25 protein-coding genes and 1 pseudogene are annotated in these 25,765 nt (G+C 64.4%); 10 read left to right on the top strand and 16 right to left on the bottom strand.

The window, feature by feature from the left end:
* Positions 1 to 62 precede the first annotated feature (62 nt).
* Complete coding sequence (gene ggt, locus JQ591_RS25510; RefSeq protein ID WP_211398771.1) at positions 63 to 1,649, bottom strand: gamma-glutamyltransferase; 1,587 nt, start codon at positions 1,647 to 1,649, stop codon at positions 63 to 65.
* Positions 1,650 to 1,834: 185 nt separating this feature from the next.
* Between ggt and JQ591_RS25505 the strand changes: the two genes are divergently transcribed.
* Together JQ591_RS25505 and JQ591_RS25500 are read left to right on the top strand one after the other, a co-directional pair.
* Positions 1,835 to 2,617, top strand: coding sequence for a rhodanese-related sulfurtransferase (locus tag JQ591_RS25505; protein ID WP_211398770.1), 783 nt, complete (start codon positions 1,835 to 1,837; stop codon positions 2,615 to 2,617).
* Positions 2,607 to 2,825: a SlyX family protein gene (locus tag JQ591_RS25500; RefSeq protein WP_211398769.1), complete on the top strand. Its 219-nt coding sequence runs from the start codon at positions 2,607 to 2,609 to the stop codon at positions 2,823 to 2,825. The genes JQ591_RS25505 and JQ591_RS25500 overlap by 11 nt, the downstream gene beginning before the upstream one ends.
* Before the next feature lie 6 nt (positions 2,826 to 2,831).
* Here the strand turns inward: JQ591_RS25500 and JQ591_RS25495 are convergent, their stop codons facing one another.
* Positions 2,832 to 4,736 (bottom strand): sensor domain-containing diguanylate cyclase, encoded by a 1,905-nt coding sequence (locus JQ591_RS25495; protein WP_211398768.1) that lies wholly within the window; start codon positions 4,734 to 4,736, stop codon positions 2,832 to 2,834.
* Positions 4,737 to 4,908: 172 nt separating this feature from the next.
* The gene (locus JQ591_RS25490; RefSeq protein ID WP_211398767.1) at positions 4,909 to 5,124 is read right to left on the bottom strand and encodes a hypothetical protein; all 216 of its coding nucleotides are present in this window, start codon (positions 5,122 to 5,124) and stop codon (positions 4,909 to 4,911) included.
* A gap of 110 nt (positions 5,125 to 5,234) precedes the next feature.
* Between JQ591_RS25490 and hemE the strand changes: the two genes are divergently transcribed.
* Positions 5,235 to 6,269: a uroporphyrinogen decarboxylase gene (gene hemE, locus JQ591_RS25485; protein ID WP_211398766.1), complete on the top strand. Its 1,035-nt coding sequence runs from the start codon at positions 5,235 to 5,237 to the stop codon at positions 6,267 to 6,269.
* A gap of 280 nt (positions 6,270 to 6,549) precedes the next feature.
* Here the strand turns inward: hemE and JQ591_RS25480 are convergent, their stop codons facing one another.
* A complete protein-coding gene (locus tag JQ591_RS25480; RefSeq protein ID WP_211398765.1) occupies positions 6,550 to 6,852 on the bottom strand; it encodes a hypothetical protein in 303 nt (100 codons plus the stop codon).
* Positions 6,853 to 7,577: 725 nt separating this feature from the next.
* On the opposite strand from JQ591_RS25480, the gene JQ591_RS25475 reads away from it, so the two are divergent.
* The gene (locus tag JQ591_RS25475; protein WP_211398764.1) at positions 7,578 to 7,718 is read left to right on the top strand and encodes a hypothetical protein; all 141 of its coding nucleotides are present in this window, start codon (positions 7,578 to 7,580) and stop codon (positions 7,716 to 7,718) included.
* On the opposite strand, the gene JQ591_RS25470 is transcribed toward JQ591_RS25475, so the two are convergent.
* Positions 7,715 to 8,002 carry a hypothetical protein gene (locus JQ591_RS25470; protein ID WP_211398763.1) on the bottom strand — a complete coding sequence of 96 codons (288 nt, stop codon included), beginning with the start codon at positions 8,000 to 8,002 and terminating at the stop codon, positions 7,715 to 7,717. The genes JQ591_RS25475 and JQ591_RS25470 overlap by 4 nt on opposite strands.
* A gap of 147 nt (positions 8,003 to 8,149) precedes the next feature.
* Positions 8,150 to 8,404 carry a hypothetical protein gene (locus JQ591_RS25465; protein ID WP_211398762.1) on the bottom strand — a complete coding sequence of 85 codons (255 nt, stop codon included), beginning with the start codon at positions 8,402 to 8,404 and terminating at the stop codon, positions 8,150 to 8,152.
* A gap of 315 nt (positions 8,405 to 8,719) precedes the next feature.
* Here JQ591_RS25465 and JQ591_RS25460 point away from each other — a divergent pair, with 315 nt between their 5' ends.
* On the top strand, positions 8,720 to 9,352 hold the full coding sequence (locus JQ591_RS25460; RefSeq protein ID WP_211398761.1) for a DUF1326 domain-containing protein: 633 nt from the start codon (positions 8,720 to 8,722) through the stop codon (positions 9,350 to 9,352).
* A 49-nt stretch (positions 9,353 to 9,401) separates the two neighbouring features.
* Entirely contained in the window at positions 9,402 to 10,184 is a 783-nt protein-coding gene (locus JQ591_RS25455; RefSeq protein ID WP_211398760.1) for a DUF2182 domain-containing protein, read from the top strand.
* Positions 10,185 to 10,325: 141 nt separating this feature from the next.
* Here the strand turns inward: JQ591_RS25455 and hemC are convergent, their stop codons facing one another.
* The 3 genes from hemC to JQ591_RS25440 form a co-directional block, all read right to left on the bottom strand.
* The gene (gene hemC / locus JQ591_RS25450) at positions 10,326 to 11,306 is read right to left on the bottom strand and encodes a hydroxymethylbilane synthase (protein WP_211398759.1); all 981 of its coding nucleotides are present in this window, start codon (positions 11,304 to 11,306) and stop codon (positions 10,326 to 10,328) included.
* A 100-nt stretch (positions 11,307 to 11,406) separates the two neighbouring features.
* Positions 11,407 to 13,032 carry a GMC family oxidoreductase gene (locus tag JQ591_RS25445; RefSeq protein ID WP_211398758.1) on the bottom strand — a complete coding sequence of 542 codons (1,626 nt, stop codon included), beginning with the start codon at positions 13,030 to 13,032 and terminating at the stop codon, positions 11,407 to 11,409.
* 55 nt (positions 13,033 to 13,087) lie between these two features.
* The gene (locus JQ591_RS25440) at positions 13,088 to 13,678 is read right to left on the bottom strand and encodes a TetR/AcrR family transcriptional regulator (protein WP_211398757.1); all 591 of its coding nucleotides are present in this window, start codon (positions 13,676 to 13,678) and stop codon (positions 13,088 to 13,090) included.
* 100 nt (positions 13,679 to 13,778) lie between these two features.
* Between JQ591_RS25440 and JQ591_RS25435 the strand changes: the two genes are divergently transcribed.
* Positions 13,779 to 14,144, top strand: a complete 366-nt coding sequence (locus JQ591_RS25435; protein ID WP_211398756.1) for a nuclear transport factor 2 family protein — start codon at positions 13,779 to 13,781, stop codon at positions 14,142 to 14,144.
* A gap of 360 nt (positions 14,145 to 14,504) precedes the next feature.
* Positions 14,505 to 16,466 carry a putative bifunctional diguanylate cyclase/phosphodiesterase gene (locus JQ591_RS25430; RefSeq protein WP_211398755.1) on the top strand — a complete coding sequence of 654 codons (1,962 nt, stop codon included), beginning with the start codon at positions 14,505 to 14,507 and terminating at the stop codon, positions 16,464 to 16,466.
* Between the two features lie 144 nt (positions 16,467 to 16,610).
* Here the strand turns inward: JQ591_RS25430 and JQ591_RS25425 are convergent, their stop codons facing one another.
* The 4 genes from JQ591_RS25425 to pgm all read right to left on the bottom strand — a co-directional run bounded on the left by JQ591_RS25425 (position 16,611) and on the right by pgm (position 21,346).
* A complete protein-coding gene (locus JQ591_RS25425; RefSeq protein ID WP_211398754.1) occupies positions 16,611 to 17,591 on the bottom strand; it encodes a PDR/VanB family oxidoreductase in 981 nt (326 codons plus the stop codon).
* Between the two features lie 10 nt (positions 17,592 to 17,601).
* Positions 17,602 to 18,354 (bottom strand): GntR family transcriptional regulator, encoded by a 753-nt coding sequence (locus JQ591_RS25420; protein WP_211398753.1) that lies wholly within the window; start codon positions 18,352 to 18,354, stop codon positions 17,602 to 17,604.
* A 4-nt stretch (positions 18,355 to 18,358) separates the two neighbouring features.
* Positions 18,359 to 19,408 carry an aromatic ring-hydroxylating dioxygenase subunit alpha gene (locus JQ591_RS25415; protein ID WP_211398752.1) on the bottom strand — a complete coding sequence of 350 codons (1,050 nt, stop codon included), beginning with the start codon at positions 19,406 to 19,408 and terminating at the stop codon, positions 18,359 to 18,361.
* A gap of 291 nt (positions 19,409 to 19,699) precedes the next feature.
* Positions 19,700 to 21,346: a phosphoglucomutase (alpha-D-glucose-1,6-bisphosphate-dependent) gene (gene pgm / locus JQ591_RS25410; RefSeq protein WP_211398751.1), complete on the bottom strand. Its 1,647-nt coding sequence runs from the start codon at positions 21,344 to 21,346 to the stop codon at positions 19,700 to 19,702.
* Positions 21,347 to 21,488: 142 nt separating this feature from the next.
* On the opposite strand from pgm, the gene JQ591_RS25405 reads away from it, so the two are divergent.
* The gene (locus JQ591_RS25405) at positions 21,489 to 22,631 is read left to right on the top strand and encodes an alpha/beta hydrolase family protein (protein WP_211398750.1); all 1,143 of its coding nucleotides are present in this window, start codon (positions 21,489 to 21,491) and stop codon (positions 22,629 to 22,631) included.
* A gap of 35 nt (positions 22,632 to 22,666) precedes the next feature.
* On the opposite strand, the gene JQ591_RS25400 is transcribed toward JQ591_RS25405, so the two are convergent.
* Positions 22,667 to 23,482 (bottom strand): response regulator, encoded by an 816-nt coding sequence (locus tag JQ591_RS25400; RefSeq protein ID WP_211398749.1) that lies wholly within the window; start codon positions 23,480 to 23,482, stop codon positions 22,667 to 22,669.
* Between the two features lie 259 nt (positions 23,483 to 23,741).
* Here JQ591_RS25400 and JQ591_RS25395 point away from each other — a divergent pair, with 259 nt between their 5' ends.
* Positions 23,742 to 24,590 (top strand): MBL fold metallo-hydrolase, encoded by an 849-nt coding sequence (locus tag JQ591_RS25395; RefSeq protein WP_211398748.1) that lies wholly within the window; start codon positions 23,742 to 23,744, stop codon positions 24,588 to 24,590.
* Between the two features lie 30 nt (positions 24,591 to 24,620).
* Here JQ591_RS25395 and JQ591_RS25390 read toward each other — a convergent pair whose 3' ends face one another.
* Together JQ591_RS25390 and JQ591_RS35430 are read right to left on the bottom strand one after the other, a co-directional pair.
* The gene (locus JQ591_RS25390) at positions 24,621 to 25,511 is read right to left on the bottom strand and encodes an aldose 1-epimerase family protein (RefSeq protein WP_211398747.1); all 891 of its coding nucleotides are present in this window, start codon (positions 25,509 to 25,511) and stop codon (positions 24,621 to 24,623) included.
* Positions 25,512 to 25,669: 158 nt separating this feature from the next.
* Positions 25,670 to 25,765, bottom strand: a pseudogene (locus tag JQ591_RS35430) (UDP binding domain-containing protein); the annotation flags it as partial.

The following is a 25,765-nucleotide window of genomic DNA, read 5'->3' as shown; positions in this document are numbered from 1 at the left end:
TTCCGTTTGAGGCGGAAGGTGTCTAGCGCAACGAGGGTGTGGTTTCCAGCCCCGCGCCAAGATCAATAGCCCAGCGCGCAGCCGTCCTTGCGCGGATCGGAACCGCCGGTGAGCGTGCCCTTGTCCCAGTCGATCCAGATCGCCTGGGCGCCGCCGAGCGGACCGACCACGTTGGTGGTCTTGTGGCCGAGCTTCTTCAGGCCTGCGACGATATCGGCCGGCACGCTGTCCTCGAGCTGGTACTGGCCCTCGTAATGCAGGCCGCGTGGCATATCGATCGCCTCCTGCACGTCGCAGCCATAGTCGAGAATGTTGGTCACCACATGGGTCTGGCCGACGGGCTGATACTGTCCGCCCATCACCGCGAACGGCATCACGGAACGGCCGCCCTTGGTCATCAGGCTCGGCATGATCGTGTGCAGCGGGCGCTTGCCGCCGGCGATGCAGTTGGGATGGCCGGGCTGGATGCGGAAGCCGCCGGCGCGGTTCTGGAGCAGAACGCCGGTCTTGTTCGAGACGATCGCCGAGCCGAAGGAATGCGCGATCGAGTTGATGAACGAGCAGACGTTGCGGTCCTTGTCCACGACCGTGATGTAGATGGTCGAGGGATTCATCGGCGGCGCGACATTGGGCAGGTCGAGCATGCCGTCCATGCGGATCTTGTCGATGTGCTCGTTGCAGTATTCCTTGGCGAGGATCTTCGAGACCTCGATCTGCATATGCTCGGGATCGGCGACATGCAGCTCGCGATGCATGTAGGCGATGCGTGCGGCCTCGGCTTCGAGATGGAAACGCTCGATGCTGAGCGGCGCGTATTTCGTCAGGTCGAACCGCGACAGGATGTTCAGCATCAGCAGCATGGTGAGGCCGGGTCCGTTCGGCGGGCACTGCCAGACGTCGTAGCCCTTGTACATCGTGCCGATCGGCGTCGTCGTCTCGGTGGAGTGCGCGGCGAAATCGTCCAGCGTGTGCAGGCCGCCGATTCCGCGCAGGGTCTCCACCATGTCTTCCGCGATCGGGCCCTTGTAGAAGGCGTCGCGGCCGTCCTTGGCGATCGCCCGCAGCGTCCTGCCGAGCTCCGCCTGGCGGATGACGTCGCCGGCCACCGGAGGCTTGCCGTGCGGCAGCAGATAGCGCTCCGTGTTGGTGCCACCCTTCAGCTTCTCGAACTGGTTCTTCCAGTCGAAGGCAATGCGAGGGGCGACGACGTAGCCTTCCTCGGCCGCCTTGATCGCGGGCTGGAGCAGCCGATCGAAGCCGAACTTGCCGTGATCGCGCAAGACGGTCGCAAAGGCGTCGATCACGCCGGGGATCGAGACCGCATGCGCCGAGGTCAGCGGCACGGAGTTGATCTTGCGCTCGAGATACCAGTCGGCGTTCGCCGCCTTCGGGGCGCGGCCGGAGCCGTTATAGGCGATGATCTTGCCCTCGCCGCGCGGCTGGATCAGCGCAAAGCAGTCGCCGCCGATGCCGGTCGATTGCGGCTCGATCACGCCGAGAATGGCCGAGCCCGCGACGGCCGCGTCCACCGCCGTGCCGCCCTCGCGCAGCACCTCGATCGCGGCGAGCGACGCCTGCGGATGCGAGGTCGCCACCATCGCGTTGGTGGCGTGGACCGTGGACCTGCCGGGGAAATGGAAGTTTCTCATCGAATTCTTGCTCTCGTTGGGCGTCTGGCGCGGATGGCGCGCCATCTCGGAAAAACCGGGCCTACATGACACATTCCGGCCCGCCGGGGCAATGCTGGCATACCAGGGAAATGGCTGCCATCCGCTGGGAATAGAGCTGCTCGTTGCGGGTTTTCCGGGCGCGGTCCGCCTGCTAAACGGGCGCCATGATTTACAAGGTCGCCGCCTTCTACCAATTCGTCGCCCTCCCTGATTACCGCGAGCTGCGCGAGCCGCTGCGCGCGTTCTGCGCCGGCCTTGCACTGAAGGGCAGCGTGCTGCTCGCGCAGGAGGGTATCAACGGCACGATCGCGGGCGCGGACGAGGCGATCGACGCTCTCGCCCATGAGCTCGCGCACGGCGACATGTTCGGCGGCAGGTTGAACAATCTCGAATTGAAGTTATCGTCCGCCGCGGCGATGCCATTCGGCCGGCTCAAGGTGCGGCTGAAGAAGGAGATCGTCACGCTCGGCGACGAAGCCGCCGATCCGACGCGGCGGGTCGGCACCTATGTCGACGCGGCCGAATGGAACGCGCTGATCGCGGCTCCCGACATGCTGGTGCTCGACACCAGGAACGCCTTCGAGGTGGCGATGGGGACGTTCGACGGCGCGCTCGACCCCGGCATCAGGAATTTTGGCCAGTTCAAGGATTTTGCGGCCGAGCAGCTCGATCCCGCCAAACACCGCAGAATCGCGATGTTCTGCACCGGCGGCATCCGCTGCGAGAAGGCGAGCGCGCATCTACTCGCGCGCGGCTTTGCCGAGGTCTATCACCTCAAGGGCGGCATTCTCAAATATCTGGAAGAGGTGCCGGAGGCTCAGAGCCGCTGGCGCGGCAAATGCTTCGTGTTCGACGAGCGTGTCGCGCTCGGCCATGGTTTGCAGCAACTCGGCTTGCAAGAACTTGGTTTGCCCGAACGAAATAAGGACGCGGCACGTGACCAATGAGATCAAGACGCTCGGCGAGCGCATCGACACGCTGGAGACGCGCCTCGCCTATCAGGACGACGCGATCGAGACGCTGAACCAGACCATCACCGCGCAGTGGAAGCAGATCGACGCCCTGACGCGGAAGATCGCAGAGCTCGGCGAGCGGCTGCAGGAGGCCGAAGCGAATGCGCCGGGAGCGGCCAATGAGCCCCCGCCGCATTATTGAGCGGTGTTACTGACCGGACGCCTTGCGCAGGAGGCTGGTCACCTCGCCCGACATCATCAGCCGGTTGCGCCCGGCCTCCTTGGCGGCATAGAGCGCCTGGTCGGCGGCCTCGACGAGCGAGGCAACGCCGGCCGTGCGCTCCAGCGCCGGCCGGCAGGCTGCACCGCCGAGCGAAGCGGTGACGCAGCCGGCCGCATGGTTGCTGGTGTGGACGAGGCCCGCATCGCGGATCGCCCGTCGAATCCGGTCGCCGATCCGGGCGCAGCCCTTGGCGTCCGTGTTCGGCAACAGCATGGCGAACTCCTCGCCGCCGTAGCGCGCCGCCAGATCGCCGGAACGCTGCATCTCGGTGGCGATGATCTGCGCCACCTGCCGGAGGCAGGCATCGCCCGCGGGATGGCCGTATTCGTCGTTGTAGGACTTGAAGTGGTCGACGTCGATCATGAGCAAAGAGAGGTTGGAGCGGTCGCGATAGGCGCGCGCCCACTCCTCCTTCAGTCGTTCATCGAAGCGGCGGCGATTGGCAAGCCCGGTGAGACTGTCCTCGATCGCGAGCGTTTCGAGCCTGGTCTCCAGCTTCTTCTGCTCGGTGATGTCGCGCGAGATGGCGACCAAGCCGTCGACGCGGCCATTGTCCTTGCGGGTCACCCGCATGGTCGATTCGAGCCAGACTTCGGCATTCTGCCGGTGCGCGTTGCGATAGGTGACGCGGGCCTCCTCCTTCTCGCCGCGCTTCATCGCATCGACGAGAGCCTGGACCTGCGGCCGGTCGTCCGCGTGAATGCCGGCGAGCGCGGATGTTCCGATCAGTTGATTGGCGCGCCAGCCGACGACGCTAATCGACGACGGCGAAACATAGCGCAGCCGCTCGTCGAGCCCGATACGCGTCACCATGTCGCTGGAGCCTTCGGCAAGCAGGCGGAAATGCGCTTCCTTCTCGACCAGCGCGGCGGCCATGCGCTGGCCCCGTTGCAACTGCCGCACCAGCACCGCACCGATGATCGCGATCAGCATGACCAGCGCGAGCACGTAGAGCATGCGAGAGATCGCCGCAGCACGCCAGGGCGCCAGCAGTTCGGCTTTATCGACGGTGGCGAGCAGGACGAGCGGATAGCGGCCAGAGCGCTTGAAGAAGCTGACGCGCTCGGCCCCGTCGAGCGGCGACTTGAAATGATAGGCGCCGCCCGGCCGCTGCAGGCCGGCGTCGCGGAACAGCGGTGTATCGGCAACGCTGCGACCGACGAATTTCTCGTTGCTCGGGTTGCGCGCGATGATCAGGCCGTCGCCGTGCGTCAACGCCACCGAGCTGTTGCGGCCGATCTCGAACTGTTCGTAGAAATGCGAGAGATAGTTGGAGCTGATGGTCGCGAGCACAACGCCGCCGAAGCTGCCGTCCAGCTTGTTGAAGCGGCGCGACAAGGTGACGACCCACTCGCCATCGAGCAGGCTCTTCACGGGCCGGCCGACATGGGGCTCTCGTTTCGGGGAGAGCTGGTGATAGCGGAAAAACGCGTCGTCGTTGAGCGTCGAGCCGATCGTGCCAGGCGAGGTCAACCAGTTGCCGTGGTCGTCGATGATGGCGAGGCTGTGCACGCGCTCCATCGCCTTCTTGCGCGCCTCCAGCAGGTTTCTGAGCTTGGCGATCGTGGCCGGCTGGGTGCCGTCCATCTCCAGCCGGCTGACGACGCCGACGACGCCTGAATCCAGGAGATCGAGGCTGTCCTCGGCATGCTGCGTCAGCGAGCGCGCAACGTTCGCCATCTCGGTTTCGGCGCCCTTGAGCACCGCGTCGCGCGCCGCCCATTCCCGCCAGCCACTGATGCCGAGGATCGCCACGCAGGTCAGCGCGACGAACGCAGCCGCCCGCAGCGGCAGGCGGCTCCATCCGGCTCTTTGGGTCACAGCGCTCATGCGGCAGAATTCTCCGATGATCGGAAACTCTGCTGCTTCTGTTATTGAACTCTGAAACGCCCGCAGAAATATGCGGTGATGTCCCCGGTTTCCCGTAGTCGTACGGACGCCGGAATTAGCGCATCGCTAACAAGGTATTAGCAAACCTATCGGAATCCAGCGCTCCCCGCCGCTAGCTGAAGATGGCCTTAACCTTGTCCCAGAGCGAGGGATTGTCGGCATCCGCATCGGCCTTCGAGGGCGTCGGCTGGGCGGCGCTCACGGGATCGGAAGCCGGGAAGCTGTCTTCCAGCCCGGCGTCGAGCTTGGTGTGGCGATCGGCAGCGAGCGCTTCGTGCAGATCGTCGGCGTGCTTGTCGTGCGGCGCGGGGTTGAATGTCTCAGCCATGGTCTCGTCCTCCATTGGCTGGTCAACGCGGTCCAATTGCGCTTGGTTCCCCTGTTCCGCTTCGGGCCGCGGCGGTGTATCAGGAGCCGTAACCATCTTCAGGACCGTTCGTGCCCCAGTCTGCGACAAAACCCTTCATCGACGTCCTCTCCGGCCAGCGGCAGGTCATTCCGCCGGTCTGGATGATGCGGCAGGCCGGTCGTTACTTGCCGGAATATCGCGAGGTGCGCGCCAAGGCCGGCGGCTTCCTCGATCTCTGCTTCAACCCGGAACTTGCCGCCGAGGTGACGCTGCAACCGATCCGGAGGTTCGGCTTCGATGCGGCGATCATCTTCTCCGACATCCTGGTGATCCCCTATGCGCTCGGACGTTCCGTGCGCTTCGAGGTCGGCGAGGGTCCGCGGCTCGAACCACTGGATGATCCCGCCAAGGTCGCGACACTGGCGAAGCACGCCGATTTCGGCAAGCTCGCACCGGTGTTCGAGGCACTGCGCATCGTGCGCGGCGCGCTCGATCCCAAGATCGCGCTGATCGGCTTCTGCGGCGCCCCGTGGACGGTGGCGACCTACATGGTCGCCGGCCAGGGTACGCCCGATCAGGCGCCGGCGCGGATGATGGCCTACCGGCATCCGGAGGCGTTCGCAGGAATCATCGACGTGCTGGTCGAGAACTCGATCGAATATCTGCTGGCGCAGCTTGCGGCCGGCGCCAACGCCCTGCAGATATTCGACACCTGGGCCGGCGTGCTGCCGCCCGCCGAATTCGCGCGCTGGTCGGTCGAGCCGACGCGGCGCATCGTCGAGGGCGTGCGCGCCAAGGTGCCGGACGCCAAGATCATCGGCTTTCCGCGCGGCGCCGGTGCGCAATTGCCCGGTTTCGTCGAGGCGACCGGTGTCAACGCGGTCAGCATCGACTGGACCGCGGAGCCGGCCTTCATCCGCGAGCGCGTGCAAAGCAAAGTCGCCGTGCAGGGCAATCTCGATCCGCTGGTGCTGATCACAGGCGGCGCCGCGCTCGACCGCGCAGTCGACAATGTGCTGGCGAACTTTGCGCAGGGGCGGTTCATCTTCAATCTCGGCCACGGCATCCAGCCGGAGACGCCGATCGCCCATGTCGAGCAGATGCTGAGGCGCGTGCGCGGGTGAAAAAAGTTCCGTCCCCTCAAGGAGGCGGAAACAAAAACCGTTAAAACAACCCCATGCACAGTACAAATCATTGAAGAATTCTGCCCGGCGCAACCATAGGCCCTGCGGCTAATGGCCCGTAGCTGCCGCTCCGCTTGCGGGTTGCTATGGATCGAAAGATGGCCGCGATCCCCACACGTGATCAGCGGACAGCGACGCGGTTAGGCTCCTTGACGGGGCCTACCCCAAACAGCTTGAGAATAGCGTCGCAGCCTAGCAAGAACGCGAACCAGCGGTCAGGTCATTCATCGCCTTCAGCCTGAACCGGTGGCTTCTGAGCGCTCTGAACGTTCTGGCTCAGCGACGCCAGCGCGGTGTTCAACTCACCAGAGAGGGGCGCGAGGTCCTTAATGTCCTCGAAGGCTTGGGCGACCCGCTCATTGGCTGATTTCTCGAACGGTTCGAAGCCTTCAGAGATGCGCGTTCCTGCTCCAAAGACGGTGGAAGCGGCCATCGGCCCGAGCAGGAGGATTGCGCCTCCGATGATGCCGATCTTGCGGATGCGAGCGGTCCGCGGCGGTCGCACGAGGCGGTCATTGCTCATTGTCTCTACCTCACGGCGTACAGTCCGTGCATCATGCCGATCGTTGCGAGCAAACGGTAGATCGGGCGTCTACCATTAGGAGGTACTCAAGCCGAGGCGCGTTTTCGTCGAGTTGCACGCGAACGCCAAGCACCGTCGATCTGGGCGCAAGATGATCGACGCCATCGTCGCGGCCAAGGAGGGCTCGTGCCGGCCCCCACGCGGCATCAGACTGACGTCCACTTCGCGCCACATCAGAAAAAGCTCTTCCCGTTTCCCGCGCTCACCAGCGCGAGGCTGTGATAAATGACTGATCGGGTCCAACGTGCACAAGCGAACTGCGTTGAAGATTAGGCTAGGCTGACCTTGCTCGGCGCTCACAAGCGCCAAGCACCTCAACTTCAGCACTCAACGACTCCGCTAGCCAGAGGGGCGACGGGACTATCATTTCAGCTATAGGACAACAGCACTGGCTTGATTAGCATCGCGCCGGTGACGACATTATAGGTCATCGGGGACACGTTGGCCCCGACACACAGGCAACGCATTGACCGCCTCATTCGGATGAAGGCATTGCGTCCTGCGGCTAGCAGGCTTGGGCCACGTTCGAGCACCGCTCGGCGCGGCAAACCTCTACGCAAACGCAGCGCAACGGCACAAGCCGCCGAGGGAGACCTTGGCGGCTTTTGCGTGGGGTCAAATCGGACTAGCCTGTTGAGCTGCACGGCTTATCGGAGGACGCGAATGTGAACTCCACCCTTAAGATCCAAAAGTCAGAAGCAACCCTGATCGAACAGATCAAGGCCGAGATCAAAAAGCGTTCAGAGGCGAAGGCCAAACGGATGCTGCTCAAGCGGCCCAAAAGGCTGGCCAAACGCTGCGGCTAGTCGATCAGCTCGTCGGTGTCACCAGCGTCTTTGAAGAGCGTCTTCAGCAGCCGCCATAGTTCGCGGTGCCCAGGGGTTTGGCCGCCTTGCTTGAAGTAATCCGCGATATCCATTGTGGTGGTTTGCATCTCAATCGTCCCGTCGACGCGTGCATCGAAATGAGCTACCTCGCGCTCGACATACAAACTCTTGGTGTCCGTATCGAAGACTAGCTCGCAACGATCCGCGTGGATGACTTCCGGGCCTCTGACTCGACGGCACAACTCGCGTCTTAGGAGGGCCATGTTTTGCTCCCGACGGACGGTTTCCGACAGTAAACAACGCTCCTCGGGTCAGCAAAGTTCGAACTAGACTGGTTTGTCGGCCTGGAATTTCGTCGATCCGTTGTTCCAATCATGAATTCTTGTCCGCCACAGGGAGAGCGCATCACTTCAAACCTCGGCGCTCTTGTTTTGAATGACGCTATCGGTCTCCTTGACGTGGCGGACCATGGCATCGGACCAAAGGTCGATCAGCAGACAGATACCGTCGAGGATGCGCTGAACGTTCCCAATGGTGGTATTGTCACCCGTTGCAGATGACAGCCCGTCTGCTCTCGATGATCTGCGGCAGGCGCGCGAGTTGGCGCTGCTCTCATCAGCAAGAGCGAGGATGCCGTCGAGACATTCATCTCTCAGTACGACCATCGCCGCGCGTTGGCGAACCTTACATTGAGCCTGAGCTGATTGTTGGCGGCCAACTGCTGTTTGCAACCGGAAATGGGCCCGGCTCTAAGGCTCTGCCCGACAAGAGCTTGAATGCACCTGTACGCTCAGACCGCGGGCTGATATGCTTCCATGATTGGGACAGCATGGTCGCCGGTCCGTTAGCCGTCGCATGGCTCCTGGAATGATGCATCTCGTTCAGATCGAGTCCCGATCCCGCATCGCTCCGGATTTTTCGGCGCAAATGGATTATCAAGCGGCTTAATCGTCCCACGGAAACGCGATGGGAGGTGCGTCATGGCTGCATCTGACTGGCGTCTCGAAGGCGAATGGATCAAGAACTGCAATTGTGCATTTGGCTGCCCCTGCGATTTCAATGCTCCGCCGACCCACGGCAGCTGCAAGGGCTTGGTCGGTATGAGGATCACCAAAGGACATTTCGGGAGTACCAAGCTCGACGGCCTGGTGTTCGCCGCAACCGTCGATTTTCCCGGCGCGCTGCATGAGGGCAATGGGCAGATGCAGCCGATCATCGACGAACGCGCCACGGCGGAGCAGCGCGAAGCCCTGCTCAACATCTTCTCCGGCAAGCATTCAGCCGACGGCACGCTGTTCCATATCTTCAGCCTGATCGTCACCAAGATCCACGATCCGGTCTTCGTGCCTTTCGAGTTCACCTTCGATAAGAACGGGCGCGTCGCCAAGCTCGTCGCCAAGGGCGTGCTGGAGACGGAGGTCGAGCCGATCAAGAACCCGGTGACCGGTACGCCACATCGCATCCAGGTCGTGATGCCGGAAGGGTTCGAGCACAAGGCCGCCGAGGTGGCCTCGGCCAACATCCGCTCGACCGGGGCGATCAAGTTCGACACGAAAGGCACGCACAGTTCTCTCGCAAACGTCGTACAGACGCCTGACGGTGTTGCGGCTTGATGCCATGTAGGGTTCTGTCTTTGATCTGACCTAGGCGTGTGTGAGCCCAATGGCTGAGCTGTTGGCCTTGGAATACTTGCTGCGGCGCGACCGGCTTATTGTTGGCGTCGGGCTGGCTGTCGTGGTGGCGCTGGCGTGGGCATATCTGGCCACCGGGGCAGGCATGGACACCGACATGGCCAACATGGCGATGGATATGCCGATGCCGTGGTCGCCGTTCTACGCTGCGCTCGTGTTCGTCATGTGGTGGGTCATGATGATCGCCATGATGGTGCCGAGTGCGGCTCCCACGATCCTGCTATTTACGACAATCCGCCGCAAGCAAGCGACCTCCGTTAATCCCTCGGCGGAGGCCTGGCTCTTTTTTGGCGGCTATCTCCTCGTGTGGGCAGGTTTCAGCCTCTTCGCGATCCTGACGCAGTGGGGCCTCGAACGCGTCGGGCTATTGTCAATGGCTATGGCAAACACCAGCCCGGTACTCGGCGGTGTCATTCTGCTTGCCGCAGGACTCTATCAGTTCACGCCGGTCAAGCATGCTTGCCTGCGCTACTGCCAGAGCCCGGTACTATTCCTAAGCCGGTACTGGCAACCTGGTGCAGGGGGCGCACTACGCATGGGGCTCCGGCACGGAGGCTACTGCCTCGGCTGTTGCTGGTTCCTGATGGCGCTCTTGTTCGTCAGCGGGGTTATGAACCTTGTCTGGATTGCCGGCATCGCCCTCTATGTCGCATGCGAGAAATTGCTGCCACACGGCCGCGCGTTCAGCCGCGCCGCCGGTGTCGCGCTAAGCGCTTCGGGCGTGTTTCTACTAGCCCGCGCGTTCATTGCTTAATTGTCGGAGGGCGATTGCCAACCACCACAAGTGCCATGTCTCCTCATCGCCCATCGCGACATATTGCGATGACGCAACAGCTTGGTAGCCGTAGTGAAAAGCCGGTCGTTGCCTCAGTCCACCGGACTTATGGTCCACGCCTTAGCGCGGCCGGCTGCGCTCGATGATCTCGGCGGCGCCCTTCGCAAGCAGATCCAGTCCTACCGCACGGCCGAGTTCGCGCGGGCGATTGGCGGGGCCCGACCGCAAGGCTTCGATGATGGTGTTGCCGGAGAGATCGAGCACGGACGCGGTGAGCGACATCTGATCGCCCGCAATCGTCGAAAAGCCCGCCACCGGCGAATTGCAGTGGCCGTTCAGCACCCACAGCACTTCCCGCTCGGCATCGGCGGAGGCGTGTGCAGCGGGATCGTCGATCGATGCGAGGATGCGACGCGTCTGCCAGTCCTGTGCCGCGCACTCGACCGCGACGATGCCCTGCCCCGCTGCCGGCAGCATCTCAGCTGCGGTAAACTCGTAGGCGATGCGCTGCGAAAGGCCGACGCGGTCGAGGCCGGACCGCGCCATGATGAGCGCATCCGCAGGTCCCACCGCGTCGCCATCCGGCAGGCGCTGCTTCTCGCCATTGTCGAGTTTTCGCACGCGCGTGTCCGCGGCGCCGCGGAAGTGGATGATCTCGACGTCGGGAAACAATCGTCGCGCATAGGCGGCGCGGCGGACGGCGTTGGTGCCGATCTTGAAATCCTTGCCACGGGATTGGCGCAGCGCCTCCAGCGTCACGCCGTCACGCAGCACCAGCGCGTCATTGGGAGGATCGCGCGAGAGCGTGGCGCCGATCACGAGGCCCGGCGTGTCTTCGTTGCCGGGCATGTCCTTCAGCGAATGCATCGCCGCCTGGAGTTCGCCCGACAGCACGGCGGCGCGAATCTGCGCCACGAAGGCACCGCCCTTGCCGCCATGGGGCAACAGCTTGCTGGTCTGGTCGAGATCGCCCGTGGTGTCGAACTTGACGATCTCGACGTCGAGATCGGGCATGGCAGCGGTCAGGCGGCGCGCGATCTCTTCCGTCTGTGCCAGCGCCATCGCGCTCTTGCGTGTGCCGATCTTGAATCGCGTAGCCAAGCCCTGGTCCCTTTCAACGCACGTCATTCTTTTGAGCATGATCTTATCGGAAAACCGGCTCCCACTTTGCGCTAACGCGGCCCTCCGGGTCCGGATTGCTCTACCGCGCATCCTCCAATATCATGTCGGAGGCCTTTTCGGCGATCATGATAATCGGCGCGTTGGTGTTCCCCGACACGAGATCCGGCATGATCGAGCCGTCGACGATTCGGAGGCCTTCGAGGCCCCTCACCTTCAGCCGCTGATCGACCACCGCGAGCGCATCATTGCCCATACGACAGGTCGAGGTCGGATGGTAGATGGTGCTGCCCCGCTCACGGCAATAATCCAGCAGCTCTCCATCCGTGGATACCTTCGCCCCGGGATCGTATTCGTCGACCACGAACGGCTTCAGCGCCGGGGCGCTCAGTATCTTGCGCAGGATCTTCAGAGCTTCGACGTTGGTGGTGCGGTCGGTCTCAGTCGACATGTAGTTGATGCGGATCTCCGGCGGCACCGTCGGGTCGGCGCTTTTGATGCGTAAGGTCCCGCGGCTTTCGGGACGGAGCTGGCACACCGACGCCGTGAAGCCGGAGAAAGCATGCAGCTTCTCGCCCATCTTGTCGGTCGAGAACGGCAGGAAGTGGACCTGGATGTCGGGCGAGGCCAGCCGCGGACTGGTCTTGAAGAACGCGCCCGCCGTGCCGGCCGCGATCGTCAGCCAGCCCTTCCGGAACAGCGCATAGCGCGCGCCGGCGAGCGTACGGCGGAGCGGATGATTGACGGTGTCGTTCAGCGTGATCTTCTGCGAGCAGCGCATCACGATGCGGACCTGCATGTGGTCCTGGAGATCGTGCCCGACACCCGGCGCGTCCAGCACGACGTCGATGCCGTGCTTGCGCAGCAGGTCGGCGGGTCCGACGCCGGAGAGCTGGAGCAGCTGCGGCGAGTTGTAGGCGCCGCTCGACAGCACGATCTCCTTGCGCGCACGGGCGCGGCGCACATTCGCGCCCTGACGGTATTCAACGCCGACCGCGCGGCGGCCCTCGAACAGCACACGCTGGCCAAGCGAGTCAGTTTCGATCTTGAGATTGCCGCGGGTCTTGGCGGGGCCGAGATAGGCCACCGCCGTCGAGGCGCGGCGGCCGTTGCGCGTCGTGGTCTGGAACAAGCCGACGCCTTCCTGTGTGGCGCCGTTGAAATCGGCGTTATAGGGCAAGCCGTTCTCGACCGCGGCGTCGATGAAAGCTTTCGACAGCGGATCGGTCACCACCATGTTGGACACCGGCAGCGGGCCGCCGCTGCCGTGGTATTGATCGGCGCCGCGTGACTGGTTCTCGGCTTTCTTGAAATAGGGCAGCACGTCGTCATAGCCCCAGCCGGCGTTGCCGCGCTGGCGCCATCTGTCGTAATCCTCGTGCTGGCCGCGGACATAGAGCAGGCCGTTGATCGAGCTCGATCCGCCCAGCGTCTTGCCGCGCGGCTGGAACACCTGGCGGCCCTTCAGCTCGGGCTCCGGCTCGGTCTGGTACATCCAGTTGACGGTCTTTTCCTTGAACAGCTTGCCGTAGCCGAGCGGCACGTGGATCCAGATGTTGGAATCCTTCGGGCCTGCCTCGAGCAGCAGCACGCTGTGCTTGCCGTTTGCCGACAGCCGGTTGGCGAGCACGCAGCCGGCAGAGCCGGCACCGACGATGATGTAGTCGAACTCAGGGTCGGAGGGCGTCAGGGAGGAAGTTGCGTTCATGCGCTACTGTTCTTCTTGTTGGTGTGGGCGTTTCCGTTCTCGTGACTTAGCACGATCATGCGGAGAGGCGCAGCGCCTCGACCAGCGACCTGAACGCACGGGCGTATTCCGCGCCCGCCCTTGCGATATCGGCGCGTCCGGCGCAGGCGACCGCGGCCTCCGTCACCGCGCCGAGCAGCAGCCGGGCCAGCGGCTCGACCGGCTGCCGCGCGATCAGGCCGGCCTCCATCGCCGCCGCAATCGCGCGCGGCAGCTTGCCGCCAAAATGCTTGGCGTCGATCTCCCGCCAGCGCTCCCAGCCGAGCACGGCCGGGCCGTCGCGCAGGATGATCTGGCCGGTCGGGCCCTTGGCGGTCGCGGCGAAATAGTGCTGGGTGCCGGCGACCATTGCGGCGAGCACGTCCTTCTCGGCACGGGCAGTGCTGTCGATCTCGGCGACGAGATCGCGCGAGACCTGGTCAAACACCGCTTCGAACACCGCCTCCTTGGTCTTGAAGTGATGATAGACCGCGCCCTTGGCGACGTCGGCGGCTTCGGCGATCTCGTCCATCGTCGTCGCGGCAAAGCCCTGCGTCCCGAACAGGCGGCGCGCCGCCGTCAGGATCGCCTCCGATGTCGCTGCCCGCCGCTCCGCCTGTTTCGCCATCTGTCTGCTGTAGTCGAAATGGATGAGAGCAGCCAGTTGACTTTTCGACCGCCGGTCGGTATTTACCGACTATCAGTCGGTTTTATTCGTGAGGTGCGCCATGCCGAGCCGTGACGTCGTCGAAGCTTTTGCCGAGCGATTGGAGGCCGGGGATTTCATCGGCGCGATCGAGCAGTTCTATACGCTTGAGGCCGCGACCTACGAGAACAACGCGGCACCAACGGTCGGCCGCGACAAGCTCGTCGCCAAGGAGCGCGGCGTGCTGGCGGCCTCCAGGGAGGTCAAGGCGGTCCGCATCGGGCCGAGCCTGATCGAGGGCGACCATGTCGCGACGCGCTGGAGCTTCAGCTTCACCAATGCGGAAGGCATCATCCGAACGTTGGATGAGATCGCATGGCAGACGTGGCGGGGCGATCAGTTGATCGAAGAACGGTTCTATTACGATCCGAAACAATTGGGGCGGTGATGCCCAAAGCACAGCTGTCATCGCCCGGCTTGACCGAGCGATCCAGTACTTGGCGATCCAGTACTTCGAGACAGGTGTGATTGGTCTGATAGGCCGCAACGTACTGGATGCGCCGCCCCAGTGCGCAGGTGCGCACAAGGCGGGGCATGACAGTGGAATTGGTGGCGGACACCGGGCTGCCATTACAACCGTAACGCGGGCCACCGCATTTGTATCGATTTGTTATCGATACTGCACAACGAACACGCAGAAGTGGTCGCGGTGATCGTCGCAAGCTCGGATAATTCATAGTTCGTCAAAGGTTTGCAGCGAATTCTCCGTATCGGGCCGGACAAACGGCCTATGCTGCTAGGCACTGGAATGCGGACTCAAACGACCAGCTATTTCGCGCGGCTGTTCGCCGGCGATCTGTCGGCCTTTGGCGGTCCCGTAACCGACGAAGCCGTCGCCGGCCATATCCGCGCCGAACAGATGTCGCTCGTGCTCGGCTATTCCGTCGGCATCATGCTGGCCAATGCCTGCAACGCCGGGGTGCTCGTCATCGCGCTGTGGCATTCGCCGGACTTGAAGCTGGCCTTGATCTGGGCCGCCATCGTGGCAAGCGCTGCGATCGCGTTCGGCCTGCAATCCCATGCCGCGCGCCGCATCACCAAACCGCAATTCGTCTCGCGCCGCGCCATGCATCGGCTGGTACGCAATGCCTTTCTCCTCGGCGCCGCCTGGGGCATCGTCCCGGTCGCGTTCTTCGCCGATGCTTCGACCGGCGGGCAGCTCGTCATCACCTGTCTTTGCTCGGGAATGCTGGCCGGCGGCGCGCTTGCCTTCGCCACGATCCCCATCGCGGCGATCGCATTCACGGCCCCGATCTTCGTCGGCATCGCGATCTGCCTCGGCAGGAATGGCGATCCGGCGTTTCTGCTGATCGCCTTCCTGGTGGTGGTCTACGGATCTGTGTTGCTGCGTAGCGTGTTCGTCAATTCGGTCTCGTTCGCACGGCGCGTGATGCGGCAGATCGAGGCCGAGCGTACGGTGCGGCAGGACCCGCTGACCCATCTGCCCAATCGCGTCGCCTTCAGCGAAACGCTCGATGCCGCCTTGAAGCGGCTCGCTCTGTCCGGCGAGGAGTTCGCGGTGCTGCTGCTCGATCTCGATCGTTTCAAGGAGGTCAACGACAAGTTCGGCCATCCCGCCGGCGACGAGTTTCTGGTCCAGATCGCAAGTCGCCTGCAACGTTGCACTCGCGCGGCCGAGCATGTCGCACGCATCGGCGGCGACGAGTTCGCGCTGGTGATGGCCAATCTGGCTCGGCCGGAGGATGCGCTCGAGATCGCCGAGCGCTTCATCGCGGCCTTCGACCAGCCATTCCAGATCGAGGGCCGCCAGATCGTCGGCGCGACCAGCGTCGGCATCGTGCTGGCGCCGCGCGACGGCAATACGCAGCTCGACGTCATGAAGAACGCCGACGCCGCGCTCTATCGGGCCAAGAAGGCCGGGCCGGGCACGGTCTGCTTCTTCGAGGAAGCCGACGACCGCTCGTCCCGCGACCGCAAGGCGCTTCAATCGGATCTGGAAGGCGCCATCGCCAGGGACGAGCTGTTCCTGGTGTTCCAGCCATTCCTCGATCTCGGCGGCAACCGCGTCACCGGCTTCGAAGCGCTGCTCCGCTGGCAGCATCCCCAGCGCGGGCTGGTGCCTCCGAGCGAGTTCATTCCGATCGCCGAGGAAACCGGGTTGATCCACGAGATCGGCGAATGGGTCGTCCGTCGCGCCTGCGCGACGGTTGCCGAGTGGCCCGAAGAGATCAGGGTCGCCGTGAATTTCTCGGCCGCACAGTTTCACAACAACGGCCTCCTCCAGATCATCGTGCAGGCGCTCGCGGACGCAAGGATCGCGCCACAGCGCCTCGAGATCGAGATCACGGAATCGATGCTGCTGTCGAAATACGGCTCGGCCGCGTCGGTCCTGAACGCGCTGCTGGAGCTCGGCGTCACGGTGGCTCTGGATGATTTCGGAACGGGCTTCTCCTCGCTGACCTATCTGCGCAAGCTGCCGTTCAGCCGCATCAAGATCGACCAGTCCTTCATCCGCGACATGCTGGTGCAGCCTGACTGCGCCGCGATCGTGAAGTCGGTGATTGGGCTCGCCCGCGACCTGCGCATCGGCGTGGTCGCCGAAGGTGTCGAGACCGCCGACCAGCTCGAATATCTGCGCCAGATCAGTTGCGACGAGGTCCAGGGTTATCTCATCAGCCGGCCGGTGTCGGCGGATGGCGTGCTGGCGCTGCTCGACCCGAAGAAGCTTCGGGCGACTTACGCGGCGTAGGTCCTCTGCGGCCATCCTTCGAGACGCCCGCCTTTGGCGGGCCCCTCAGGATGAGGTCTTTTTCCGCGGCGCGACTCTTAGCTCCTCATGGTGAGGAGCGCCGCTTGCGGCGCGTCTCGAACCATGCAGGCCGATAACCCTGCCTCAGACCGGATCCGCCCGCAGCAGCGTGTCCACGGTGATGGTGCCGCGGGCGCGCGAGACGCAGGCGCAGATCTTCTGGTTGCTCTCTTTCTGATGGTCGCTGAAGAAGACGTCGCGATGGTCGATCTCGCCGTCGACCTCGATCACATCGATGGCGCACAGGCCACATTCGCCGCGCTTGCAATCGTACATCACATCGTGGCCGTTCGCGTTGAGCACGTCCAGCATCGAGCGCTCGCGCGGGATTTCGAGTTCGACATCGGAGCCCTTCAGGCGCACGCGGAACGTTTCGGTCGGCAGCGTGCCGCTGGAACCGAAGGTCTCGTAGCGGAGATCGGGGAGCGGATGGCCGGCGCCGATCCAGGCGTGGCGCGCGGCATCCAGCATCCGCATCGGGCCGCAGAACAGCACCAGCGCGTCCTTGGGCACCGAGGCGAACAGGGCGTCGAGATCGAGTCGCTTGCCCTCATCGCTGGCGTGAACGACCAGGCGATCACCGAGCGTTGCGCCGAGATCGTCGAGATAGGCGGCCTCAGCGCGCGAGCGCACCGCATAATGCAGCGTCACATCGGCGCCGCGCCGCGCCAGCGCCTGCGCGGCGCCGAGGATCGGCGTGATGCCGATGCCGCCGGCGATCAGGCAGTAGTTTTGGCGCGCCCAGTCGACCGCCAGCAGCGAGGCGGGCGTCGTGATGTCGAGCCGTGCGCCCGGCTGCAATGACCACATATAGCGCGAGCCGCCGCGCGAATCCTCCGCGCGGCGCACCGCGATCCTCAAGCCCCGCGACGAGGCTTCCCCAACCAGCGAATAGGACCGCGTCTCGGGCAAGCCGTCGATGGTGACGCTGACGTTGATGTGGCTGCCGACCGGATAGGCGGCGCCGTCGAACTGCTCAGGACGAATCAGGAATTCGCGGATACCCGGCGCGAGATCGCGCGTCGAGACGAGCGTCGCCGGAATCCAGGTTTCGATGAAGCGCATGGCACTCCCCTCAATCAGTTGCGGTCTTGATCAGCGCAAGCGCCGGCAGCAGGTCGAGATGGGTCCGGTTGCGCAGCGCAAGCCGCAAATTGCGCACCGCGAGCCGCGCATGCTCGCGCATGACCGCCTCGGCGCGCGCGCCTTCGCGATTCTCGATCGCGTCGATCACGACGCGGTGGTGCTCCTGCCCGATGATCAGGATCTGCTGCGCCTCGGGCAGCGCCGACTGGGCCATCACGAAACCGCTCGGCGAGGCAAACGGCAGCGCCGAGGCGCGGTCGATCTGCCGGATCAAGGGCGGGCTGCGCGACAATTCCGTGAGCAGCGCGTGGAAGCGTGCATTCAGCGTGACATAGGACGAGAACGCATCGACCGAGATAGGGACCTGGCGCAGCAACTCGTCGATCGCGGAAAGACATTCCTTCAATGGCTCGAGCTCGCGCGCGGAAACGCCGCGCTCGGCGGCAAAGCGCGCGGCGAGCCCCTCCAGCGTGCCGCGCAGCTCGATGGAATCGGAGATGTCGCGCTCCGAAAACGCCTTCACCATGAAGCCGCCGGAGGGAATCGCCTCCAGCAGGCCCTCCTCCTCCAGCCGCACCAGCGCCATGCGCACCGGGGTGCGCGATGCGCCGGTCGTCTCCACCGCCTGGAGCTCGGAGATGCGCTCGCCCGGGCGCAGCGAGCCCGACAGGAGCTGGTCGCGCAGCGCGAGCTGCGCTTTCACGGTCTGCGAGACGGAGCGGTCGACCTCACGCTCGGCCATATCGCTACTCCGCGGCCTGGAGGTGCTGCGGCGGGTTTTCCTTCGCCACCATCTTGTCGATCAGCTTGCGCGTCCACATCGCGCCGGCGTCGATGTTGAGATTGTAGAAGATGCGATCGGGGTTCTCGTCCATCGCGCGCTGCTGCGCTTCGAGGATCAGCTCGTCCTCGTGGAAGATGCCGGAGACGCCCTCGCGGATCTCGGTGGTGATGCGCTGCTCGCCGATCTGATAGTTGCGCACGAACGCCCAGAAATAGTGGCAGGTCTTCTCGGTCTCCGGCGTGATGGTGTTGAGCACGAAGCCGTTGACGCCCTGCGAGCGGTCGCCTTCGGGCGCGCCGGTGCCGGTCGGTGCCACGCCGACGTCGATGGCAATCGTGCACGGCGCCTCGAAGCGGATGATCTGCCAGCGGTCGACGAGGCCTGATTTGCCGAGCTGCTTGGCCCAGAACGGCGGCGCCTCGATGCCGCGCATCCAGCGCGTCACCGTCACCGTCTTCTCGCCATGGGTGACATCAAACGGCGCCTCTGCAACCGCCTCGTTGCCGATGGACGAGCCGTGCACGAAAGTCTCGTGGGTGAGGTCCATGAGATTGTCGAGCACGAGGCGGTAGTCGCAATTGACGCGGATAGTCTTGCCGTCGCCGGCCCAGGCCGGGTCGTGATTCCAGTGCATGTCGGGCACCAGCGCGGGATCGGCCAGCGCGGGATCGCCCATCCAGAGCCAGATGTAGCGGTGACGCTCGACCACGGGATAGGCGCGCACGCAGGCCGACGGGTTGATGGTCTCCTGCGAGGGCATGAAGGTGCAGCGCCCCTGCGCATTGTATTTCAGGCCGTGATAGCCGCAGACGACGGTGTCGCCTTCGAGCCGGCCCTTGGACAGCGGCACCAGGCGGTGCCAGCAGGCATCCTCCAGCGCGGCCACCGAGCCATCGGCCTTGCGATACATCACGACGTGCTTGCCGCAGATCGTCCGCGGCAGCAGCGCCGGCTTCACGTCGGCATCCCAGGCGGCGACGTACCACGCGTTCATCGGGAAGGGCTTTGTCATCGGTCTCACTCCCAAGGGTTCTGAATACTTAATGTATACAATAGCGGGGACACAGAACGATTCAAGGCCAAAATGCCTCTACCTAATTACCAATACTTCCATTTGTGTATACATACTGAGATCGATGTCATTCCCCGCGAAAGCGGGGAATCCAGTACTCCGCGGCGGTCTTGGTTCAGACAATTCCGCCGCGGAGTACTGGATCGCCCGCCTGCGCGGGCGATGACACCGTGTGGTACGGCGAGGCCTTCCCTTGGTCGCGAAGGCGGCACGGCCCTTCGGCTTGGCGCATTACGCCCCGAACACCTTCGCCAGCCCCGCCTGAGCCTCGTCCTGAATCCGCTTCAGGTGCTCCGTGCTCCTAAAACTCTCCGCGTAGATCTTGTAGACGTCCTCGGTGCCCGACGGCCTGGCGGCGAACCAGCCGAAATCGGTTTCGACCTTGATGCCGCCGAACGGCTGGCCGTTGCCGGGCGCCTTGCTCAGCGTGGCGCGGACGGGATCGCCGGCGAGATCCTTCAGGCCGAGCTGCTCGGGCGTGACGGACTTCAGGATGTTCTTCTGCGGCGTGGTCGCGGCGACGTCGATGCGCGCGTAATGGGGCACGCCGAGCTCGGCGGTGAGGTCGTTGAAGAGCTGGCTGGGATCGCGGCCGGTCTTCGCCATGATCTCGGCGGCGAGCAGGCCGAGGATGATGCCGTCCTTGTCGGTGGTCCACACCGCGCCGTCACGGCGCAGGAACGAGGCCCCTGCACTCTCCTCGCCGCCGAAGCCGAAGCCGCCCGTGAGGAGGCCATCGACGAACCATTTGAAGCCGACCGGCGTCTCGACCAGCTTGCGGCCGAGTTTCTTCGCGACGCGGTCGATGATCGAGCTCGACACCACGGTCTTGCCGATCGCGGCGTCCTTGCCCCAGTTCGGCCGATGCGCGAACAGGTAGGAAATCGCGGTCGCAAGATAATGGTTCGGATTCATCAAGCCGCCGGTGCGCGTGACGATGCCGTGGCGGTCCGCGTCGGTGTCGTTGGCAAAAGCGACGTCGAAGCGGTCGCGCATCGCGATCAGGCTCGCCATCGCATAAGGCGAGGAGCAGTCCATGCGGATCTTGCCGTCCCAGTCCACCGTCATGAAGCGGAAAGTCGGGTCGATCGCCTCGTTCACCACGGTCGCCTTCAGGCCGTAGCGCTCGATGATCGGATGCCAGTAATGCACGGCGGCGCCGCCGAGCGGATCGATGCCGATATTGATGCCGGCGGATTTGACGAGATCGAGATCGACCACGTCGCCGAGATCGGCAACGTAGGGCGTGATGAAGTCGTAGGCGTGGACGTTCGCAGATTTGCGCGCCCTGGCGTAGTCGATGCGCTTCACGCCCTTGAGGCCATCGGCGAGATAGGCATTGGCGCGTTTCTCGACCACGGAGGTCGCGTCGGTGTCGGCCGGCCCGCCATGCGGCGGATTGTATTTGTAGCCGCCGTCCTCAGGCGGATTGTGAGAGGGCGTGACGACGACGCCGTCGGCGAGGCCTGACGTGCGGCCCTTGTTGTAGGTCAGGATCGCGTGGGAGATCACCGGCGTCGGCGTGTAGCCGCCGTCCTTGTCGATCATGATGTCGACGCCGTTGGCCGCGAACACCTCGACGGCGCTGACCAGCGCCGGCTCGGCCAGCGCATGAGTGTCGATGCCGATAAAGAGCGGACCGGTCAGCCCCTTCTCCCGTCGGTAATCACAGATTGCCTGCGTCGTCGCGAGGATATGGCCCTCGTTGAAGCTGTTCTTGAACGAGGTGCCGCGATGGCCGGAGGTGCCGAACGCCACCCGCTGCGCGGGATCCGCGACATCTGGCTTGCCGGCGAAATAGGCCGTCACCAGCCGCGGAACGTTGGTGAGCGCGTCCGGCGAAGCCTGCTTGCCCGCCGCGGGATGAACATCAGCCACTGGATATACCTCGTCCTGTCGTAGAGATTGCGCAATACCATAGCATCGGCCAAGCCCCCGCCAAGAGCACAACACACGCGATGGGGCGGCCGTTCCTGAGATCATGCTATGGTCTTTCGATCGGGGCTTTTCGAGTCGGGGCATGACGCTGTTTCAGAGGCTCTTGGTTGTTCTGATTGCCTGGCTTGCAACGGCTGGCATCGTGCCCAATGCGATGGCCGCGGAGTTCTACACCGAGGACCTGCGCATCCCGACGGCCGAGGCCGGACCACAGGGACTGGAGGCGTTCCTGGTTCGGCCGGCCGGGACGAAGCGCTATCCGCTGGCGCTGCTCAGCCACGGCTCGCCGCGCAGTTTCGACGACCGCGCGACGATGTCCGCGCACAAATATTACGGCATCGCTCTGGAATATGCCCGGCGCGGCTTTGCCGCGCTGATCGTGATGCGGCGCGGCTACGGCACCTCGCCCGGCGGGCGCGTCGACAGCGTCAGAGGTTGCGCCAATGCCGCCTACCTGCCGGCGGCGGCGGTCGCGGTCGCGGATTTGCGCGCGGCGATCGAGGCGATGGCGCGCCGAAGCGACGTGACGACATCAGGCATGATCGCGGCCGGCCATTCCGCCGGCGGACTCGCCACCGTCGCGTTGACCGCGCAGGCCCCCGCGGGTCTCGTCGCCGCGATCAGCTTTGCCGGCGGGCGCGGCTCGCGCGACGACGACGACGTCTGCAATCCCGACGGGCTGGTTGAGGCCTTCGCCACGTTCGGCAAAACCTCGCGCGCGCCGATGCTGTGGGTCTATGCCACCAACGATTCGTACTTCGGTCCCGAACTGGCGCGCCGCTTCCATGACGGATTTCGCGCCAGTGGCGGCATCGCGAAATTCATCGCGGCGCCGCCTTACGGCGACGATGGCCACTATCTCTATTCGGTCGTGGGCCGCCCGCAATGGACGCCGTATCTCGACGCCTTCCTGCGCGAGCGAGGTCTCGGCCACGATATCCTGAGCCCGCCCGATCCGCTGCCGCCGCCGGCCCAGCTCAACGAGGCCGCGCGCGCCGAATTCTCGCGCTATCTCGCCAGCACGATGCCGCACAAGGCTTTTGCGGTGTCGCCGAACGGTGGTTACGGCTGGCGCTCGGGGCGCGCGACGGCCGACGACGCCCAGCGCGATTCACTCGGCGCCTGCATGAAATGGTCGCCCAGCTGCACGCTCTATGCGGTCGACGACAAATTGGCCGGGGCTGCGCCAAGCATATCGACAGACCAGAGCGCCCGCGCGCGATAAGGCGCGAGGGCGATCGGATCTTTCGCCAGGCGAAGCTAAAGCCGCTCGCTGAGCGCGAGCTTGTAGCCGACGCCGGTGACGGTGGTGATGACAGGCGTGCCGCTGCCGACGAGCTTGCGGCGCAGCCGCGCCACCAACGCATCGACAGTGCGGATGTCGACCTCGGCCTGGCGGTTGCTGACGACCTCGATCAGATAGTCGCGGCTGAGCGGCCTGCCGTCGGCACCGACGAGCGCCGCGAGCAGGTCGAATTCGGCGCGCGTCAGCGCCACCGGCTTGCCGTCGCTGCCAAGCAGCTCGCGCCGCGTCAGGTCGATGATCCAATCGCCGAAGGCGATCGAATTGTGGCTGCGCGCGGCCTTGCGGTCGATCGAGCGCCGCCGCAGCACGCTGCGCGCGCGAGCGAGCAGGTCGCGCAAATTGATCGGCTTGGTGACGTAATGGTCGCCCGCGACCTCGAGGCCGAGGATGCGATCGACGTCGGTGTCGCGGCGCGTCACGAAGATGATGCCCGCGTTGCTGGTCGCCTGGATCTCCTTGGCGAGATCGAAGCCGTCGCCATCAGGCAGCTGCACGTCGAGGAAGACGAGATCGGTCCGCGCCCGCAGCGCCTGGCGGCATTCCGCGCAGGAGCCGGCGCCGACCACGTCGAAATTGTTCTCGCTGAAATAACCGACCAGCATCGTCCGCGTCACCGGATCGTCCTCGACGACGATCAGCCGCTCGCGGCCAGCGACACGCAATTCCTGAAGTGCGGCATCAGCCACGATGTTGGATGTCCTGTGTGCCTGCGGGCCGGCCTGAAAATTCAAGTCGTCGCGCAATGCGATGTCCTGTGAACGAACATTCACGACTATTCGAGCCCCCGAAATTGCCTGCCAGAATACTAGGCGTGTTGTGACGCCCAAACAATAATGGCCACGATCTTGACGCATTAAGTATGAATTAGCCCACAATTCTCATACCGCGCATCATGTGCGGGCCCCTGCAGGCACAAGCGGCAGTTGTGCGAAAACGTAGCGCTGCCCCCCTTGGCGCACGGCAGCTTGCCCCGCCAAGAGCTTCAAACCTACTGTGCGCCCCGAAAAGTCTGCACCAGGAGGTGGCGCCATGGAAGTCATACTGCTCGGCACCGGCGGCCCGCGCCCGGACCCGCGCCGCATGGCGACGACCACGCTGATCAGGCTCGGCGAGGAAAACATCCTGATCGACGCAGGCCGCGGCGTCATGGTGCAGCTCAGCAAGGCCAACGTGCCGCTCGGCTCCATCAACACGGTCTTTCTCACCCATCACCATTTCGACCACATCGGCGACCTCTACGACGTGATGCTCAATTCATGGCTGCATGGGCGCAAGGACGATCTGCGCATCTATGGACCGCCGGATACCGAACGGCTCGTCAGTACGCTGGTCACGCAGGTCTACGACAAGGACATCACCTGGCGCGATCAGGGCGAGCCGAGCTTCGGCGGCTGGAAACCGGTCGTCGCGACCGACATTATACCGGGCCCCGTTCTCGACACCGGGCGCTGGAAGATCAGCGCCGAGCTCGTCTCGCATGGCGACGGTCTCGACATGTCGCCGGCCTTCCTCGCGCGCTGGATGTGTCTCGGCTATCGCTTCGAGGCCGAGGGCAAGGTCATCGCGATTTCCGGCGACACAGTGCCCTGCCCCGGTCTCGAGCGGTTGGCTGAGGGAGCCGACCTGCTGGTCCAGTGCTGCTTTCTCGCCACGCCGGAGATCAACAACGAGCACCTGCGACGGCTTGCGAAATTCACGATCGCCTGCGGCGATACGGTCGGCAAGGTCGCGGCCAAGGCCGGCGTCAAGAAGCTCGCGCTGACCCATCACCGGCCTCGCACCGACGATTCCATGCTGAACGCGCTGCTTGCGGACGTCAGGCGGGACTACTCGGGTCCTGTCGTGCTCGGCGAGGACCTCACGCGGATCGAGGTCTGAGAACTTGAGATGCGCGACGGCCGTCCGGCCTCAGGACGATCCAACCTCGATCCGGAACGACAAAAGCTCTTCTGCGCCGGCTGCGATGTGCATCAGGCCCGGCTTGTCGCTGAACTCGCCATCGAAGCCGGCGGGACTGGCATAGCCGCGCCAGGGCTCGATGCAGAGGAACGGCGCGCCCGATGGTTTCGACCAGACGCCAAGCTCGCGAAATCCGCGCCATGACATTTTCAACCACGGCCCGGTGGACGCACCCTGCTCCGCGGCATAGCGGACCGAATTGCTCGCGATCCGATCGAAGATGATTGCGTCGTCGACGAACAGGGATTCGGACAAGGGCAGCACTGTGCCGTTCACGGGGCTTGGCTCCGTTGCCGGGCGCAGCAAGCCACCGTCGAGACGGCGGACGGGAGATGGCTCTGCGCTCGCGAAGCTCATCGCGTAGCTCTCCTTCGTCAGCCCCGGTTGGAGCGGCCAGTTGAAAGCGGGATGGCCGCCGAGCGAGGCCGGCAATGTCTCCTTGCCGGTGTTCGCGATCGTGAGTGAAAGATCGAGACCGGATTCATCGAGCGTATAGCTTGCCGTCAGGCGGAACGCGAACGGGTAGAGCGCGCGCGTCGTCTCGCTGTCTTCGAGCACCAGGACACAGCGACTTTCACCACGTTCCGCCCACGCAAAGCGGCTGTCACGCGCGAAGCCGTGCTGAGTCATCCGGTAGGTTCTGCCCCGGTGCCGCAATTCGTCATTGGCGAGACGCCCGACGATCGGAAACAGCAGCGGCGCATGCCGCGGCCAGGCCGCCTCCGCCTGCCAGACGAACTCGACGCCGGCATCGCTCGCCAGCGAACACATCTCGGCGCCTTGCGCCTTGATGGTCGCGGTGAGCCCGCCGCTGCGGATCGTGTGCGTGTCGTCGGTCATGACCGTCCTCATCGCGAAACCGAGGCTGACGAGCGAAGTGCCGCCGCCTCGTGCGAACAGAGCATAGCCCATCGGCGAAGGTTTCGCCCGCCCGTGGTGGGGCGAGCGAAGCTCAGCTCCGCATTGCCGTGCCAGGGCTTACCTGGCAGGCTAGCCTGTCAAGCTTGGGACGACCGTCCGACGCTCTCGTAGGTGAAGCCGGCCGCAGCCATGTCCTCGGGGCGGTAGATGTTGCGGAGGTCGACGACGACGGG

Source organism: Bradyrhizobium canariense (genome assembly GCF_018130465.1).
Taxonomy (GTDB): Bacteria; Pseudomonadota; Alphaproteobacteria; order Rhizobiales; family Xanthobacteraceae; genus Bradyrhizobium; species Bradyrhizobium canariense_C.
The sequence above is the reverse complement of the archived record's forward strand: the minus strand, read 5'-3'. Positions and strand labels throughout refer to the sequence as shown.